Source organism: Myxococcales bacterium, assembly GCA_012513515.1.
Classification (GTDB): domain Bacteria; phylum UBA10199; class UBA10199; order 2-02-FULL-44-16; family JAAZCA01; genus JAAZCA01.
The window spans coordinates 33,911-50,449 of sequence record JAAZCA010000017.1; the positions used below are offsets into that span (position 1 = coordinate 33,911).

General features: G+C 50.8%; 21 protein-coding genes. All 21 read right to left on the minus strand.

The window, feature by feature from the left end:
• Positions 1 to 11: 11 nt before the first annotated feature.
• The 21 genes from GX659_03515 to GX659_03615 all read right to left on the minus strand — a co-directional run bounded on the left by GX659_03515 (position 12) and on the right by GX659_03615 (position 16,235).
• Positions 12 to 962 (minus strand): hypothetical protein, encoded by a 951-nt coding sequence (locus GX659_03515; protein ID NLD27856.1) that lies wholly within the window; start codon positions 960 to 962, stop codon positions 12 to 14.
• A 39-nt stretch (positions 963 to 1,001) separates the two neighbouring features.
• Positions 1,002 to 1,619: a tetratricopeptide repeat protein gene (locus tag GX659_03520; GenBank protein NLD27857.1), complete on the minus strand. Its 618-nt coding sequence runs from the start codon at positions 1,617 to 1,619 to the stop codon at positions 1,002 to 1,004.
• Between the two features lie 177 nt (positions 1,620 to 1,796).
• Entirely contained in the window at positions 1,797 to 2,864 is a 1,068-nt protein-coding gene (locus GX659_03525) for a hypothetical protein (protein NLD27858.1), read from the minus strand.
• A gap of 232 nt (positions 2,865 to 3,096) precedes the next feature.
• Positions 3,097 to 4,002, minus strand: a complete 906-nt coding sequence (locus GX659_03530) for a flagellar biosynthetic protein FliR (GenBank protein NLD27859.1) — start codon at positions 4,000 to 4,002, stop codon at positions 3,097 to 3,099.
• A gap of 21 nt (positions 4,003 to 4,023) precedes the next feature.
• On the minus strand, positions 4,024 to 4,290 hold the full coding sequence (gene fliQ / locus GX659_03535; GenBank protein ID NLD27860.1) for a flagellar biosynthesis protein FliQ: 267 nt from the start codon (positions 4,288 to 4,290) through the stop codon (positions 4,024 to 4,026).
• A gap of 21 nt (positions 4,291 to 4,311) precedes the next feature.
• On the minus strand, positions 4,312 to 5,088 hold the full coding sequence (sctR, locus tag GX659_03540) for a type III secretion system export apparatus subunit SctR (protein ID NLD27861.1): 777 nt from the start codon (positions 5,086 to 5,088) through the stop codon (positions 4,312 to 4,314).
• Entirely contained in the window at positions 5,072 to 5,452 is a 381-nt protein-coding gene (locus GX659_03545; protein ID NLD27862.1) for a FliO/MopB family protein, read from the minus strand. Before GX659_03545 ends, sctR begins: the two co-directional genes overlap by 17 nt.
• Positions 5,453 to 5,462: 10 nt before the next feature.
• Positions 5,463 to 6,014 carry a hypothetical protein gene (locus tag GX659_03550; protein NLD27863.1) on the minus strand — a complete coding sequence of 184 codons (552 nt, stop codon included), beginning with the start codon at positions 6,012 to 6,014 and terminating at the stop codon, positions 5,463 to 5,465.
• A 15-nt stretch (positions 6,015 to 6,029) separates the two neighbouring features.
• Positions 6,030 to 6,947: a hypothetical protein gene (locus GX659_03555; protein ID NLD27864.1), complete on the minus strand. Its 918-nt coding sequence runs from the start codon at positions 6,945 to 6,947 to the stop codon at positions 6,030 to 6,032.
• Positions 6,948 to 7,001: 54 nt separating this feature from the next.
• Entirely contained in the window at positions 7,002 to 7,787 is a 786-nt protein-coding gene (locus tag GX659_03560) for a flagellar hook-length control protein FliK (protein ID NLD27865.1), read from the minus strand.
• A 12-nt stretch (positions 7,788 to 7,799) separates the two neighbouring features.
• Positions 7,800 to 8,312 carry a flagellar export protein FliJ gene (gene fliJ / locus GX659_03565; protein NLD27866.1) on the minus strand — a complete coding sequence of 171 codons (513 nt, stop codon included), beginning with the start codon at positions 8,310 to 8,312 and terminating at the stop codon, positions 7,800 to 7,802.
• Positions 8,313 to 8,330: 18 nt separating this feature from the next.
• The gene (fliI, locus tag GX659_03570; protein ID NLD27867.1) at positions 8,331 to 9,689 is read right to left on the minus strand and encodes a flagellar protein export ATPase FliI; all 1,359 of its coding nucleotides are present in this window, start codon (positions 9,687 to 9,689) and stop codon (positions 8,331 to 8,333) included.
• A gap of 1 nt (position 9,690) precedes the next feature.
• The gene (locus GX659_03575; GenBank protein ID NLD27868.1) at positions 9,691 to 10,335 is read right to left on the minus strand and encodes a hypothetical protein; all 645 of its coding nucleotides are present in this window, start codon (positions 10,333 to 10,335) and stop codon (positions 9,691 to 9,693) included.
• An 85-nt stretch (positions 10,336 to 10,420) separates the two neighbouring features.
• Positions 10,421 to 11,479, minus strand: a complete 1,059-nt coding sequence (locus GX659_03580; GenBank protein NLD27869.1) for a hypothetical protein — start codon at positions 11,477 to 11,479, stop codon at positions 10,421 to 10,423.
• 12 nt (positions 11,480 to 11,491) lie between these two features.
• Positions 11,492 to 11,986 carry a hypothetical protein gene (locus GX659_03585; protein NLD27870.1) on the minus strand — a complete coding sequence of 165 codons (495 nt, stop codon included), beginning with the start codon at positions 11,984 to 11,986 and terminating at the stop codon, positions 11,492 to 11,494.
• 2 nt (positions 11,987 to 11,988) lie between these two features.
• Positions 11,989 to 12,870, minus strand: a complete 882-nt coding sequence (locus tag GX659_03590; protein NLD27871.1) for a sigma-70 family RNA polymerase sigma factor — start codon at positions 12,868 to 12,870, stop codon at positions 11,989 to 11,991.
• Positions 12,871 to 13,103: 233 nt separating this feature from the next.
• Positions 13,104 to 13,529, minus strand: a complete 426-nt coding sequence (locus tag GX659_03595; protein NLD27872.1) for a hypothetical protein — start codon at positions 13,527 to 13,529, stop codon at positions 13,104 to 13,106.
• Positions 13,530 to 13,737: 208 nt separating this feature from the next.
• Entirely contained in the window at positions 13,738 to 14,694 is a 957-nt protein-coding gene (locus tag GX659_03600; GenBank protein ID NLD27873.1) for a hypothetical protein, read from the minus strand.
• Entirely contained in the window at positions 14,691 to 15,104 is a 414-nt protein-coding gene (locus GX659_03605; GenBank protein NLD27874.1) for a tetratricopeptide repeat protein, read from the minus strand. Before GX659_03605 ends, GX659_03600 begins: the two co-directional genes overlap by 4 nt.
• Before the next feature lie 108 nt (positions 15,105 to 15,212).
• A complete protein-coding gene (locus tag GX659_03610) occupies positions 15,213 to 15,731 on the minus strand; it encodes a hypothetical protein (protein NLD27875.1) in 519 nt (172 codons plus the stop codon).
• 204 nt (positions 15,732 to 15,935) lie between these two features.
• Entirely contained in the window at positions 15,936 to 16,235 is a 300-nt protein-coding gene (locus tag GX659_03615; protein ID NLD27876.1) for a hypothetical protein, read from the minus strand.
• Between the last annotated feature and the right edge of the window lie 304 nt (positions 16,236 to 16,539).

Here is a 16,539-nt window from a genome sequence, read left to right on the forward strand (position 1 = left end):
CCCTTCCCCTGCTAGCTCCTGAGGCCGATCTTGGAAACGATCTCTCGTTTTACTCTGTTGATTTCATCCATCATCGACTTGCACTGGTCCATAACGGAGGCCATATCCTGCGTGATCTTCTGCATATCCTGGGTGAGAAGGTTCAACTGAAACGATTTGTCGCGCGTCTGATTCTGTGCGTACTGCAGCTGTCCCACATAATTCGAACTCGAAGGATCGACCTTGTTCAGATCATCGGCGACCCGATTTATAGATTCGTTGACGCCGAACGCCTTTTTGCCGACCCAACTAAGCAAAACCCCGTTTTTCGTCGCATTGACTTTGGCCAGCGCAACAAGGACGAATTCAGCACCTATGGCTCCCTGCTTGGCCAGGGTTATAATGCGCTGGGCCTCCTTCTCAACCTCATCCATCTTGGACCTATAATCGGTGATCATCTGGTTGTCGAGGATGTCTATCCACATATCACTCAGAAAGCTATCCCAGTCACTCATTGCACCTCGCGCAGCTTCTTCGAGCTCGGCATTGTCCATCGGGCCATGCTGTTTTTTCTGCCCTTCCCCTTCAACATCGGCCTCTCTGCTCTCACCTGATTTGACGACTCTGGAAGAGCTTAGCTTGCCACCACCGGTCATCTGCCGCTCGAATCCAGCCGCTAGTTCGCTTCTTTCTTCACTTGTAAGGATGTTCGACCTGCTGTGAATAGGAAAATGATTGATGTTCGGCTCGTGAAAACTGGAATAGGAGGCCATTATCTGTTCATCCTGAATGACGTTCCCCTTCCACATCTTCCATTGATCCGCGAAGAAATCCTGAAAATCGGAAATTTTGAACTTGGAATTTACAAATACTTTGAAGATGTCGCCATGACGAAGCTCTTCGATCATATGATTTTCCATACGATCGAGATAGGATTTCATATCCTTCTCGCCGAGCGTCCTCATCTTTGAAACCTGCGCCATATTTCACTCCGCGGGGATAAAAAGTCATCCCTTGGAAATTCACTTCCCCCCGGACTCCTTGCCAAGAATCAAAAGCTGTTTGAGAAGCTTGCGGGCCCTTCCTGCAAAAATATCTTTTTCTTCAGGATCCAGGCCGACCGCCTTCTCAAGGTCGGACCTGGCCTCCTCCATCAAACCATGCTGCATAAAAATCTCGCCGCGATTGGTGTAACTGACGATATCTTTATCATCCAGATCTATGGCCTGAGAATATTCGGCAATCGCCTCCCCGTACCTCTTCTGCCTATGGAGAATGGAGCCCATGACCGAGTGGTAGTAAGGATTTTTCCAATCAAGAACGGTGAGGACCTTAAAGACCCTTTCAGCATCGGAATAGCGTCCCACTTTGAATTGGGTAAAACCGAAGTCCGCCATCTGGAAGAGCATCTCGGGCGTAAAGCTGAACAGCTCGGCCCAGTTGATATCGCCTTTAACAAACCCCTTTATTTTTTCAGCGCCCCTGATTATTTCATCTTCAGGGATATCCTTGAAGCGCTCCTCCAGCTTTTTGATAAACCCGGAGAGCTCGGCATCGGCCTCATCCTGAGAAATTTCGGCGATGCCGACGGGAAACTCCCACTTCTTTTTGGCGACTTTTTTTGTCTTTTTATCTGCCATGGCGGCTAAATTCCCCAACTGCTTAATATTTATTTGAAAATTAACATCTAAATCGCAGTCCCGCAAGGTTTTTATATTATCACTCAATGTTTACACCCAAAAGAAAAGGCCCCGCCCATCGGCAGAGCCCCCCAAACTCCTTCCCCCTTTTTCAAAATCAACCGCCCCCGATCGATTTTATCTGAATGTGGAAACTGTCCTGAGCATCCTGCCCTGCGTCTCAAGGGCGCCCTTTGTGGTATTCGTGAGGGTTTCCACGACCTGCGCAAACTCTTCCATCATCTGGCTGATGAGTTTCTGCGATGTCGCAATGGCATCGGTCTCGCTCTTGACGATGGTCATCGTCTTCATCAGTTCGCCGGAGGCCGACGAGTCGGTGGAGTTTGATTCGAGATTGAGGAGCTTGTTGGTCCACCTTCTCGAAAGCTCCTGAAGCTCGATCAGTTTTTTGCCCATCTCTATCTGCTGCTTGGCCTTGTCCTTGGAGATTATGTAGGTGATGAACTTCATGAACTGATAGACGGCGCCCATGTCGCCTGATTCGGCCATTCGGGCATAATAGAAGAAAAGCATCATCAGCTCTTTGCCCTTTCTACTGCTATTGTTAACGTCATCCCACGCGTTCTGTATGTATGTCTCTTTCATCAAAGAACTCTGCAGAAGCGTCGAGGCATTCGGGCTGGACAAATCATAATCAACATCTCCCCATTGTGCAGGAGCTGAAAAAGTCAACGCTTTGGAAGAACCTGAACCGTAGGTCTGCTCCTGTGCTGAGGCCGGATTCAAAGAAGGGCTCTTAGCCTTCCCTCCGGATCCCCTCAGCCCACCCGCTCCAAAAAAACCCTTTGATTTGCCATGCGCCGCGGCAGCCGAGGCGGTCGCCGACTTGTTGGCGGAGCTGCTAGCGCTCTTTTGATGAAGACCGTCGTACTGCGAAATGAGATTTTCATACTGCTGTCTGAGCTCTTCGCTTCTCTTGTCCGACGCTTTGGTCTGCTCCATCTGCATGAGAAGGCTATGCACCTGATTTTCTATGTTGGATAGCTCATTGGCCGTGGGGCTCCTTGCAGCAGCGAGATCCGCAAAGGTCCCCAATGCAGAACTGGAAGAGGAGCTGCTATAGGCGCTGGCCTGCCTGGCGCCCAAATCCCATTTTGCTTTAACGCCGTCCCAGTGCTGCTTATATTCCTCGGTGCTTATGCGCCCATCTCTGTTGGTATCTATTTTTTTGATCTGGCTTACCATCTTTGCCTCCTTTACCGTCCCTTGTCCTGAGAGACGGGCGGCGAATCAGCATTCCCCCGCTGCAGCTCCTATATGCAATCAAAATGCCAAAACCTTTGAAGCTCCGATCGCCCTGAAAGGTATTTTACTAATGATATCATGTAATTACAAACACAAAATATCCGAAAGGAGACCTGACCCGATAAGATAGGCTATAAATGGGGTCTTAAGCCCCCTTTAAGGGGTATAAAAATCACTTGGTGATGACGGGAACAGGGCCAAGATCCGTGTCGGGCATCCCCTCATTGGGAAGGGATATCTCTTCAAAGCCCTCGGGAATTTTCCCCTCGAGAAACTGAACCGCCTCCCCCGTATAATCATTCGCTTTATTCGTATAGCTCTCAATCTGTTCGCCTATCATGGTAATGGCTACAAAAACCATCAATATACCCAGATATCCTTTAATCTGAAAGCCGAGCATCCAAACGTTAATCTGGGGGGCTATCCTGTTGGCAAGCCCTAAGATAAGATCGGCCAGAAAGATAGCTATTATAACGGGCATTGAAAGCTGTAGAGCTATATATACAACTTCTCCCGTAAGCTTTATGAAGAAGTCCGCAAAGGCCAACATCCCCGGACCCGCTTCAGGAAATTCTAGAAGAGGAAGGGAGCGGAAACTCTGAAAAAATGTATCGAGAAATACGAGATGCCCTCCCATTGAAAGATATATCACGATGGCAAATTGAAAGAGAAACAACCCCGTCACCGATCCCTGTTCGCCGAGCTGCGGGATGAGGACCCTGGCTATGGACATACCTCTCTGATTGTCAACCATCTGACCTACCGATGAAAATGCGTGAAAGATGACGGAGACGGCCATGCCTATCGAAAGACCATAAAAAATTTCCTTCAGAAAAAGCATCACGAGCTGCAACCTGTCTTCGGAAAGCGCGGGCGGGGTTTTGGGAACAAGATTAGGGAATGCGAATGCCGCGAGCACAAATGAGGCTGCGACAAGAACGTATCTGGGAACAGGCTTTCCGAAAAGAAAAGGCGTGATTGAGGTCATCATCAGAATTCTGACCCATATCAAAGAGAAAAAAACTATGAAGAAGGCGACATCGATCGTGACGCCTATTCTTTGTAGAAGTTCCTGCATCCCTTAAGGCCTTTCCGAGACTCAATGAATGTAGGTTGGAATTGAATCAAAGATCGAAGAGGTGAAGGCTACCATCTGAGCCAGCATCCACGGACCCGCGATGGCCAGAACCGCGACAACGGTAAAAAGCTTCGGCACGAAGGTAAGCGTCTGCTCCTGAATCTGCGTCGTGGCCTGCAAAATACTTATGACAAGACCAACGAGCATCGCCGCCATAACCGGAGGGCCGGTCAATATGAGCGAAAGGAAGAGAGCCTGTTTAGCAATACCTATAAAATATTCGGGCATCTCAAAATATCTCCACCGTTATTAAACGTATCCGAGGATCAAACCCTTCGCGATAATGTGCCAGCCGTCCACCAGGACGAAGAGCAGCAGCTTAAACGGAAGGGAAATCGTAATTGGTGAAATTTGGAACATCCCGAGCGCAAGAAGGATATTGGCTATCACGAGATCGATCACTACGAACGGGAGAAATATTATAAAGCCGACCTGGAAGGCTTCCGAAAGCTCGCTCACAACGAAGGCTGGAATCAAATTTATAAAATCATCATCCTTTACCTGAGCCCTATCCTCTTCACTAGTCCTGAGTTTCAAAGCTAGATTGTAAAAAAGCACCCGCTCTTTCTGATGAACATGTTTCAGCAGAAAACTGCGCACGGGTTCTTTCCCGGCCTTCACCCCCTCCGCCAGAATCTGAACGGAGGCCTGCGAGAGAAGCGGCTGGTTCGTACCCTGATTGAGCACCGACCCTGAAATCCTGTAAACTTCGTATCCGACAGGAACCATGATATAGATTGTAAGAATCAACGCCAACCCGGTGATGATGACGTTTGGCGGAACCTGCTGTGTTCCCATCGCGTTTCTGATCAGAGCCAGGACGACCGCTATCTTGACGAAGGATGTCACCATCATGACGATGAATGGGACCATCGCCAGCGACGCCAGCACCATCAGCATCACAAGCGGCCTGGAAACCCCCACCCCTCCGGTGGCGGTCTGTGCATAGGCCCCTGCGCTGATGCCAAGACATACAAGAGCCGACACGAGGCCGACAACGAATCTTTTTTTATGCTTTATTATCATCCCTGATCTTTCCTGGGCCGTCTTCGCAACTGGACAGGACATCTTTCGCCGACAGCTCCGCGATGAAGTTTATAGCATGATCTCCGGAAGCAATCACCAAATATCTATTGCAGACTTCGATGAGATAGAGCGCTTTCCTCGGTTCAAGCTGATATCGCCCATGCACTCTGAAATAGCTGCCTTGCTGAAAACGACGCATAAATCCAATTTTTGGAACCGCATATTTCAGAATAATAACTGCAGCTATGGTGACGATGCCGAGGAAGAGCATCATCTTTATGAACAACCACGTAAAATCCCCGGCTGTAGATGCTGTCGCTGGAACAGTTTCAACAGCCAGCACAAGAGCGCTCATGGCCATCATCGAAAAACTCCTATCTTAGCAGTTTGAGAATCCTGACGCCCAACCTGCCGTCCATATCGACCAGCTCACCTCTTGCTATCAACTTGCCGTTCGCCACGAGGTCGACCGTTTCAGATGGGGGGCGAGCTAGGTCGATGACCTGACCTGGGCGGTATTTCACTACGTCGCCTATGTTGCTCATAGTCTTTCCTATCACAGCGACGATGTTGACAGGGATATCTGGAGCGAGCTTCATCAACTCATGAGCCAGCCCTACGCTGGCAGGTTCATCGGCGATCTTCTCGGATACGGATGGTTCCTCTTCAAAATCTTCGGAGTGCCCGGCCCCCTCCTCCGAAGGCAAGGGAGGCTGCTCTGTAATTTCGAAATCGTCAGCCTCGCCATCTTCTGCAACTTCGTCAGAAAAAAGATGCGGAGTATCAGGCTCCGTCTTTTCCTCCTCTATGACTGGAACATCTATATCGTCATCGGCGGAAGAATCGCCGGATTCGAGTTCATCGAATATGTCCATATCCTCTTCAAGTGAAAGCTCCTGCGAAGAATCACCGTCGCGTTTTTTCATAGAAACCTCCTAAAGCTATTCATGAAATCCCATGAGTTTGCATTTGAGAAGATGGCCATCTTGTTCGAACTCGCTTTCTATCCCTCCGCATCTGCCATCGCCGAATCTTATCACCGCTTTCCCCGATGAACTCTCTGCGGCATGTTTAAGATAAGCCTCGTCCAAAATTATGACATCACCCTCTTCGACGCTTCCGAGATCCGCCGGGCTGAGTTCCGTCCTGCCGATTTCGGCGTATAGAGGAAACCTGACATATGAATAACGCGATACGCTTTCCAGAAACTGATTCCCCCTCACAGCATCAACCTTCCCGGCAGGGAGCGCGGGAAGAAAGTTCTCTTCTATGAACGGATCCGGCAGGATCAACCGGAAAAAACCGGCCAGTTTGCCAAACCTTATCCTGAAGATAAGAACTGCCACCCCATCCTCCGGGTCGGCGATTCCGGCGAGCTCCCTCGAGCCGGAGATGAATCTATCGAAGCGAAAATGCACACGGGGATTCTGACCGGAGAGACGATAGATGGAAGAAAGTATCTGCAAAATCAAATACTGCAAGACACCGAGTTCGGTTTCGCTGAGCTTCCTCATCGCACCCCCCTTCGGACGCCCGCCAAGGAGATACTCAACCGCGGCGATTGCGATCAAAGGGTCTATTTCACACAAGGCTTTCCTGTGCACCGGATTCATGCCGAAGGTCGCCACGACGCTGCTGTCCGCGACATTGGGAAGATACTCGGAAACTCGCTGATAGTGAAAGGACTCCATCGAAATCTCGACGCTCTGTCCAAGATGACTTTCCAAGGCATCTATAACTCCGCTGAGAAAATTCTCCTTCATGCCAGTTGCGGGAAGAAATTCGTAAAGAGCGCCGACGAGATCGCCCTCTCTTTTCGTGATTTTCTTCAGCTTGAACTTGAACGGTCTGATCGCCATCGAATATGGACCCCTACAGTGAGAGGGAGTTCAAAAACTGCTTACACGTCTATATCAAGTAATTTCAATGTCTTCAACATCTATCCCTTTATCCTTCAGGGCTTTTTGAATCCCATCCCGGTTCTTTTCAAGGACCTCCCGGCTTTTCGGATCGGTTGAGGCGAAGCGGACCGCAACCTTTCCACCCCTGGCGATAACCCTGAGTTTAAGCCCCCTGAATATCCTCTCATGGAGATCGACCTGGATCTCCTTTTCGCCCTGTTTATTTATGCCTATCTTGACATATTGGACTATCTTATTGAGAACCTGCTGGCTCATCGCCGGATTTTTGGATGGATCATCTGCCTTCATCGCCGAAACCAGCTTGCTGGCAAAATTCCCGCGAAGATCGAGCGGGAGGGATTTTGCGCCGGATTTCTCCAGCCTCTTGCCCATCTCCTTGCGCGAACTCGCCGAGCCGCCGTAGCCTTGACGCCCCCCCTGAAAACCTTGCTGTCCCTGCCTGAGTCGGCCCTTGGCTATGACCTTCTGATCGGCGACTTTCCCCTCCGCGCGACCGCTCTCCTGCTTGGAATCGCGCCCCTTCTCCTTCTCCTCCTTCTCATCTTTTTTTCCGTCATCGCCGCGACGATCCTCCTCCTTGACAGCCTCTTTTATCGCGTATTCGGTGGCCACCCTGGACTCTACCTGGCTGGTCTGTATGGGCTTGGCGGGGACCTGATTCTGCCTGAGAAGTTGATCAAATTCGCTCTCCTTCTGGCGAGGCCGCTCCTTTTCCTTCTGAAGCTCCTTCATTCGTTCAGCCCTCAGCTGATCGGATCTTTCTACGCTATCAACCATATCTTCTCTCCGTTATTCGAAAACGTTTTTTTCTCCCCGCCATTTCTTCAATTGATGAATCGTCGAACCCAGGTCGTCCATCTCCTTCTGTTCCTTGGCATTCAACTCCTCTTTGACTTTTTTCTGCCAGAGCTCCTTGTGTTTCTCCATGACCTGCAGCTCCTTGGCCGCATCTATGTAGTTTCGTCTCGCCAAAGCCACCTTCCCCTCGCAATCCTCTATCACTGCTTTCTGATCCTCTATCTCCTCTTCCTTTTCTTCCTGATCCTCTTTCAATTTCTTTATGAAATTTACATGAACATTTCCCTTGCCAACGGCCACCCCGAGATCCATCTGGATCCGCATCTCTTTTCGGGCTGCCTTCCACTTTTCGATTATCTTTTCCTTCTCCTCTTCGAGCTGCTCAAGTTTTTTTCTTGCCTCGTTCAATTCATTTATAGCCTTGGCAAGAGCTATTTCGGCCCTTCGCTTAAGCCGCTCCTTCAGATTTAAAAGAGCCTGCAGCCTGTATTTTTGCTTCGCCATTTCTCAAGGCTCCAAAACTCAGGAAAAAAGATCCTTCAGCATCTGTGAGGCCTCTTCGCCATCGACCTTCTCGTCGCTATCCTGCTTGAGGAAGTTGTTGACCTCCTCAATTTTCTCGATCGCGTAATCGACCTTGGGATCGCTCCCCTCCTCGTAAGCGCCTATGAGGATCAGGTCTCTCTCCTTCTCATAATTGGCCACCACCTCGCGTAGTTTTATGGCGGCTTCACGATGATCGGAATCAATGATCGAGTCCATCACGCGGCTCACGCTCTCCGAGATATCTATCGCAGGATAATGGCCACGGGTAGCAAGCGCCCTTGAAAGAATAATGTGGCCATCAAGTATCGACCTGCTTTCATCCGCAACCGGCTCGTTCATGTCGTCGCCGGCAACGAGTATTGTATAAAACGCGGTTATGGATCCCTTGTCGGAGTTTCCAGACCTTTCAAGGAGCCTTGGCAATGTTGAAAAGACCGAAGGGGTATATCCCTGTCGCGCCGGGGGTTCCCCCACCGCAAGCCCGACCTCGCGAAGGGCCCTTGCAAACCTGGTGATGGAATCCATCATCAGCATCACCTTCTTGCCCTTGTCTCTGAAATATTCCGCGATAGCGGTGGCCACGTAGGCAGCCTTGAGCCTGACGAGGGAGGGTTGATCGGAGGTCGAAACCACCACGACAGATCTGGCCAAACCCTCCGCGCCCAGAGCTTCCTCAAGAAAGTCTCTCACCTCGCGTCCGCGTTCTCCAACCAGACAGATGACGTTGACCTCAGCCTCGGTATTTCTTGCGATCATGCCTATGAGGGTTGACTTTCCTACGCCGGCCGCCGCAAAAAAACCAATTCGCTGCCCCTCGCCTACGGTCAGCATCGCATCGATTGCCTTTATTCCCACCGAGAGCTTCTTCGTAACCCTCTCGCGTTTTAAAGCCTTTGGGGGATTCGCTGTAACAGGATATTCTTCATCAAAAACCAGAGGACCATTGGTCTCTGCATCGAGAGGCTCTCCCAGACCATCCAGCACGCGACCGAGAAGCCCATGACCGACGCGCACCGTGAGGACGTGGCCCGTCGGTATTACATCGTTTCCAAGTCCTATGCCCTCAAGCTCTCCCAGAGGCATCAACAAAACTTCCTGATCGCGGAAACCCACCACCTCGGACTTGATCGGAGCCTGTCCATGATGCGGGATTATGAAACAGAGCTCCCCGATCCTCACCCCCGGCACCACCGCGCGAACCACTATCCCGGTAAGCTCGGTCACTTTTCCTTTGATATTGTAAGTGGAAACATTGGCAAGGAGATGCCTGTATTTGTGGAAATCCACCTTCGGCAAATCATTCTCTTTTTTCTTTTGATCGTCGTGTTGTGACATATCAGCAAAGGGCCTTTCTGATGGCAGAAAGCTGCGGTTCGAGCTGCGCATCTATCGTTCCGACTTCAGACTCGACTATGCAACCTCCCTTGGAAACCCCATCGTCAGGGCGAATGGTCAATCTCTTCGTCTTATCCACATACTGCCTGAAATCGGAACCCTCTTCGATGAGAAGTTTATAGTCCTCGGGGTTGAACCTTATCACGATTCTATCGCCGAGAGTTTTTTCAAGAGCCTGCTTGGCAACAGCCTTGACGAGTTCGGTATTTTGAATTGTCAAATCACCTATTATCTTTTCGGCGATCATCATCGCAAGCTTCACAACATCGGATTCCACCTCGGCGTAAAATTTCTCCTTCAACGTCTCAAGCATCAAAAGCTTCTCTGTCACCGCAGCTAGCCCCTTGGACTGCCCCTCGGCATACCCCTTCTTTACCGCCTCTTCAGCCCGTTTTTTGCCATCCGCAAGCACCGACTCGGCCTGAGCCTTTATATCGGCGGACTGCTTGAGCGCATCCTTGACTATCTGGTCTGCCTTGCTCCGGGCATCCATAACCCTTTTATGGATGACCCCGCCGGAGTCGAGCAGGCGATCCGAGGAGGGGGAAGATTGTGCAACCCCACGACCTTTAACGATTTTTGACATATCGGATAATCCTTTCCCAAAGCATCAAAGCGCAGTCGGTGCCAAAACACGGCCGCATCGGTAGATTAATAGCACAGGGAGAGATTTATGCCAACTGATGGAGGGTTTTTGTCTCTTCTTCCCACGGATCGGATTCCGCGGACTTATTTTCGATATTATCGCCGCCATCTTCAAATTCCCCGAGCCAGGCTCTATCTACACGCCCCTCCTGTGCAAGAAACCTCACCGCACTGAGGACCATATCGCGGCGCTGCTCCGATGAAACGAAGTTATGGCGGATGCGCCTCTCATCTACGAAGCGCTTCAATTTATAGCCGTCCTTGGGATCGAGCCGCTGCAGGATGAGCCGCATCAGATCGACAGTGTCTTCATCCATCGCATCGGCAAATGCGCCAAGCCCTATGGTCTTCAGGAACTGCTTCGATCCCATCCTTTCGCTCTCTAATTTCATAAAAGTAGCCTTAGCCTGCCTAACAAATTCAGGCGCAACTTCAGGCGGAAGGGCATCTACCCTGGCCTTCAATTTCTTGGCTTCTTTTATATCCAGTCTGTTGTAGATTATTTTGAGGACGTTAGGGGACATCTCTGAAAGCGCGATGGCGAGTTCCGTTAAACCGAGTTCCACAAACAGTTCTTCCAGCTCAGGCTCTTTCAGATAGTAAAGATTCTCAAATCCCGGATTGCCTATCAGCCGCGATATTCTCATGGGCAGGAAATTGCCTTCAAATTTCCTGCGGATGGTATCGAGAACGTCCGGATGCACGGAAAAAGATTCAACCATATTGGGAACCTGTTTGCAGATGATGGGAGAGAGGTTCTTGAGAATGTACCTGACATGACTCGACGGCAGAAAGCGAAGTATTATACCTATTACCCTCGGCGGCTCATCCTTTAACTTTTCAAGTATCCACGCAGGATGTATTTCAGCGAGGCTCGAAAATGAATCGAGGGAGATAAGATTTTTAACCATCCTCTTCATCGCAAGTTCACGATCGTTTTCGCGCGCGTACCTCCCCACAAGAGTCGCATGAGCGCTGGCATCGCTCTCGCACATAAAATGCGCCAAGGCGGCGGCTTCCTCTCCGTCGCCCAGCACTGACATCGCCGCAACGATGCGCTGTCTATTATTCAGGGCCTGGTCCATTATAGCTTATCCTCACTGAACCTGTGTGTTGAGGACCGATTTTACAGAGGACACACTCTGCTCCGCGACCTTTACGGTGAGTTCCGTCATCTGGGCGAAGTGAAAAACGTGGGCCTGGATTACAAGGAGCTCCTGATTGCTGAACTTTTTCCCGCTGTAAAGGACGTGGTTTACGAGGCTATTCATCTGCATCTGCCCGCGATTGACGTCGCCGAGCATCTCCATAACCTTTTTGGATGTCTCGGGCTGCGACAGCCCCGTGACCTGATCGGCCGGAGAAAATGAAACCGCTTCGCCGTTTAAGGCCTGCATCTGATTGACCGGCGTTACATCCTGCTGCGCTCCGACTCCGAGCGCATCGGCGAATTCCGCGCCGGACTCCATCTTGCTCATCACATCCTTGAACTTGTTGCCGCCGCTCACCTCTTGCGCGAGCCCTTCGGAACGTCCGACCGCCTTGTTCAATGCTTCCTGATTGAGTTTTCCAACAATCGCGTCGATTGACATAATCACTCCTCATCCATCACTTCGTTGCCCTGCCCGCCAACCGCCCTGTTTCTTATCCTCTTGAAAAGCAGCGAAAGCGCTCTTGCATGAAGCCTCGATGTCCATGACTTCGACAGCCCCAGCTTCACGCCGACCTCTTCCAGAGTTCTATTTTGAAAGTAGTACATCATAATCAGCTGCTTCTCCTTTTCAGGAAGGCTGCCGATCGCATCGCGCATATGTCTGCGAATCTGCATGAACTCGGCACGGTGTTCCACATTGACAGCATCGGCATCCTCGACCTCCATCTCCTCATGGGCATCGAGCGATATGATGTATATGGATGCAATGCTATTGACGGTCTCGGCGACCGCATTTTCCTCGCCCTTATCCCCCTCTTTCCTTCTGGCTTCGGCTGCGATGGTCCCGGAATGATTGAGCGATTTATTCTGCAGATATTCGTTCGCGGCTTCCTCGAATTTGATCTTGGCGTAGAGAGTTCTAGGAAGCCATCCGCTCCTGCGAAGGCCATCGTAGATGGCCCCTTTGATACGATAATACGCGAAGGTGCGGAAATCGACCTCCTGAGTGTCATCGAAGCGCTTGGCCGCTTCAAGGAGTCCAAGTCTGGCATTGCAAAGAACCTCTTCATAATCGACCGCTGAGGAGAGGGACTGACAGACCCTGTTTGCGATTGAAGCGGCATAGGGCATGTATTGGTTGATAAGATCATCCCTGCGCCTGAGCTCCGCAATCTCCTTCTTGGTTGCCTGCTTATTGCCAAAGAGGGCTCTAACCTCATCTGCTGCCTTTTTAGCGGCGACAGAGGCCCTGACCCTGGCGCGGGCTTCGAGATCCCTCTTTGCGGATAACTTCCTATCATTTTTGACCGCCGTCTTTGACATTTGCCCCCCTACAATGCCCTCGGCGGCTATACATGCACTTTACATGCCATCCCAATTAGAGGGAAATCAGTCAATTTTTTCATTAGATATCAATAAGTTATGCAGAAATTCGGGAGGCGATTTTGCTTCGTATAAGGGGCAAATGGAGAGATCAGTCACCAAAACGAGAAAGCGACCCCCCTCTTTCAAGGGAGGTCGCCAAAGAGCCCGCACATTAAATTTAATCCCTTACATCAGATCCTATGAGTCATCTCCGTCATCGATCCTCCCCGCGCCTCAAGAACCTGCATGATCTGCTGGTCATTGGCTGCCATAGTTCCTGCGGCGGGTTGAAGCTGCGACATGGCACCGAACTGCAGACCCGGGAAGGCCACCTGTGTCATCTGATCGCGCTGAGCCTTCTCCACCGCATTGGCATATGCCCTTCTCTGCATCCCATCTCCGATGGCGCCAACGCCGTACATGCCGGCCGCTCCGATGGCAGCGGGCGGGAATAAAAATGAAAGCGGCATGGTCATCGATCCAAGCACCTTTCCGAAACCGGAAAGAAATCTCCCAAAGGCCCCTGGTTTTTTTGCCTCGCGGAAGTTGGGATCCTGTCCCTGAACCATCCGCATCTCATATCTAACCAAGTCAGTTTTAATAGTACGCAGCGCCACTTCGACAACCTCCTGTAGAGGATCATCCTCTCACTACTATTATCGGTGAATGGATAAGGCCAAGTTGCTAATCTGAAAAATTTAATCCGGTGACACAAGCCGCCTGTGCCACCAATTAAAAACATTAAATATCAATGAGTTATAAATATATCTCTGGCAAACGCACAATTTTTGGGGAGACAAGCCGCTTGTATCCCCGGAATCGGGGTCACTGGCCGTGGGGCAGCCCTTTCGGTCCTTCATCCATTATATGCCCCTCTATGGCAGGATGATCCCCAACGTGGCTCTTCAACTGGCCTATAATCCTCCGCATCCGGCTCCCCTGAATGATGACGACTATCAGCGCAGAGGAAAGCAATATGAGCAGGACAAAGAAGATCAGTATATAGACCTTCAGCTTCTCCTTGGATTCGGCATCCATCTTGAGCCCGACCAGCTCATCGGAATGAACGACAGGGCGCGGCTGGCTTGAGCGAACCGCACTCGTCGGAGATGGCATAACGGAGGCCGCTCCCAAGCTCTTCACATCGTCGGATTTCGGGACCCTGCCATCAGAGGTGATGTAGGTTATTATTACCGTGACATCCCTAGGATTCATCTCCTCCACGGCGTTGGAGACGAACTGCTGTATCTTTGCCTCGGAAAGGGCCGATTCTCCCCCCTCAAGAGGCTTTGCCTTAACGACTACCGAGGCGGTAGGCCTCTGACGGTGGCGCGTCTCCGCATCGGCAAATTCCCCTCTCGTAGGGACGTTCAAAACGACGTCGGCATCGACCACCTGAGGAATCCTGTGAAGTGAGTTTATTATTTCACCCTTCAGCGCCAACAGAAATCGCGCCTTTTGTTCATCAGGAGTCGGTATCAAACCCTTTTCCTTATAGACGCCGGTAAGCCCCAGCTCCCTCTTTCTCGGAAGGTTATGCCGCACGAGAAGGGCGCGGGCCTTTACCAACTCATCCTCAGAGACGACTATGGAGTAGGTAACCTCATTTTGAACTATGTCTTTTTTCTTCACAGCCTTGATATTGTTTTCAGCGAGCAGAACGAGCATCTCGTTGGCATCCTCCTCACTGAGATTTTGATAAAGCTCGATGCGACTGCAGGAGATGAGTAGAAAAAGGGCCGCAACGAATAGGATGATCAGCGCGCAACTGTTTTTCTTCATTTGGACACCTTTCCCTTCCCCTTCTTGGGCTCGAAACCGCCCTCTATCGCCTGAAGGAGCGCCCTTGCGAACTCCCCCGCGCCTGACTTGTCCGAAGATGCAACCTCATTGATGAGCTCCAGCGCCTCCTCCCTTTTTCCCGAAAAAAAGAGGGCCTCTCCATAATAGACCTTCGCAAAATAGCTTTTTGGATCCTTCTTCAGGGCGACCTTGTAATGCTTTATAGCACGCGCGAGTTTTCCCTCGCAAAACTCGACATTTCCAAGGGCGACCGATGGAATTTCGCTTTCAGGAGCCAGCACGAGCAGCCCCTCGAAGAGCTCGCGGGCCTCTTTAAACCTTTTCATCCCCAGATAAATGTAGCCCGCCTCCATCATCGCTGCCAGATGTTCCCTGTTCATCTCTATCATGAGCCTCTCCCAATTCGCCGAATCTTTCGGTGACGACCAGACGCGCACATAAAAAACCGCGGACTGCATTATATGCAATCCGCGGTGGGAATTCCAACCCTGTTTTAATTATCTCGTCGTAAATTTTTCGATCATCGCCATCCTGGCGCGGTGATCAGCAGATAGTATGTTCGACTTGGTATTCCATCCCTGCATATTGCTCTGCATGACGGCCTGCAACTCGAGGAGCTGAAGGTTATTCTGGTTCATCGTGTTTATCATATCCATGTGGCTGAATCCTTCCGCGCCAGGGATGACAGGCGTATTTCCTGAAGTTGGAAGGAGCCCCTGCGCTGTAAGCGCGTTTCCGCCGCCGCTGGCGAAATACGGGACGCCGCCCCCTGCCGCCTGAGCATTATAGGAGTTGACGCCGGAAAAGGCTGCCGCAAGAACCGTCGAAGAATTAACGCCGCCATAGAGGTTCATCGCGGTAGCCGCTGTTCCCTCAAAGGCGCCGACTGCATCCAGCATCGCATTGCCAAACTGTGGCGATGAAGCCCCGCCGTAGCTGGTACCATATGCACCCTTGGCCTTGGATGCCTTGGCCCCCTGTTTTATCGCCATCGTGTTTATAGTTTCTAAAGTCATATGAAACCTCCAGAGCATCACCTTCCACTTGTGTTATCGGCCGGGGCAAAAGCGCAAGTTGCTAATGTACGAAAAAAAAGTTCGTTCAGCCTAGCTGTTTGATTTTTATTGTCTTTTTAATTTGCGCCATTCGGGGAGGACGACCACACTGTCATTCCCGCGGCACTAAGCCGCCGCTACCGCGGGGTTCCGACCGTTCACCAGTCACGGCTGTTGCGGCTTTTTCTTAGCCTTGGCCATTTCATCCTGAAGCCTGTATTTTATAGCGAGCAGCTCGCGGAAAAGATCGAGGGTGAGCTCCAGCGCCCTCATCATGCGTTTGATGTCGCGCTGGGTGCCGAAACTCTTCCTCTTTTTGGACATCTCGAAGAGTTCCCCATAGGCCTCCTCAAATGCCAGATTTATGGCATCAAAGTCCTCGGTATCTATCAGTTTTTCTACGGTTGGATAACCGGCCTGACCATAGCGCTCCGCCTGAACTGGGGTAGAATTGGTATTTTTCATACCCCGATAAATATCAAACCCGCCGCCAATTCGCAATGATTACTAAAAGTTGAAGTCGATTCAGGATGAAAAAAGCTCACCTTTCCCCCCTTCATTGCAGATAATCCTTTTATCCTTCATCTCCGTGTGTTAGAAATTGCCCTCGAAAAAGTCTCGCACGCGGCATGATTATTGCTCATTATATGTAGTAGCCAAGACTTGATCTGACAGTCGGCACCCTCCCGGGTGTCTGTCAGTTTAAGCCGCGATCAGTTTTTCTCTCGCAGCCGGTAAATTGTCCAAGAGCGTTTGCATCGGGGTCCTG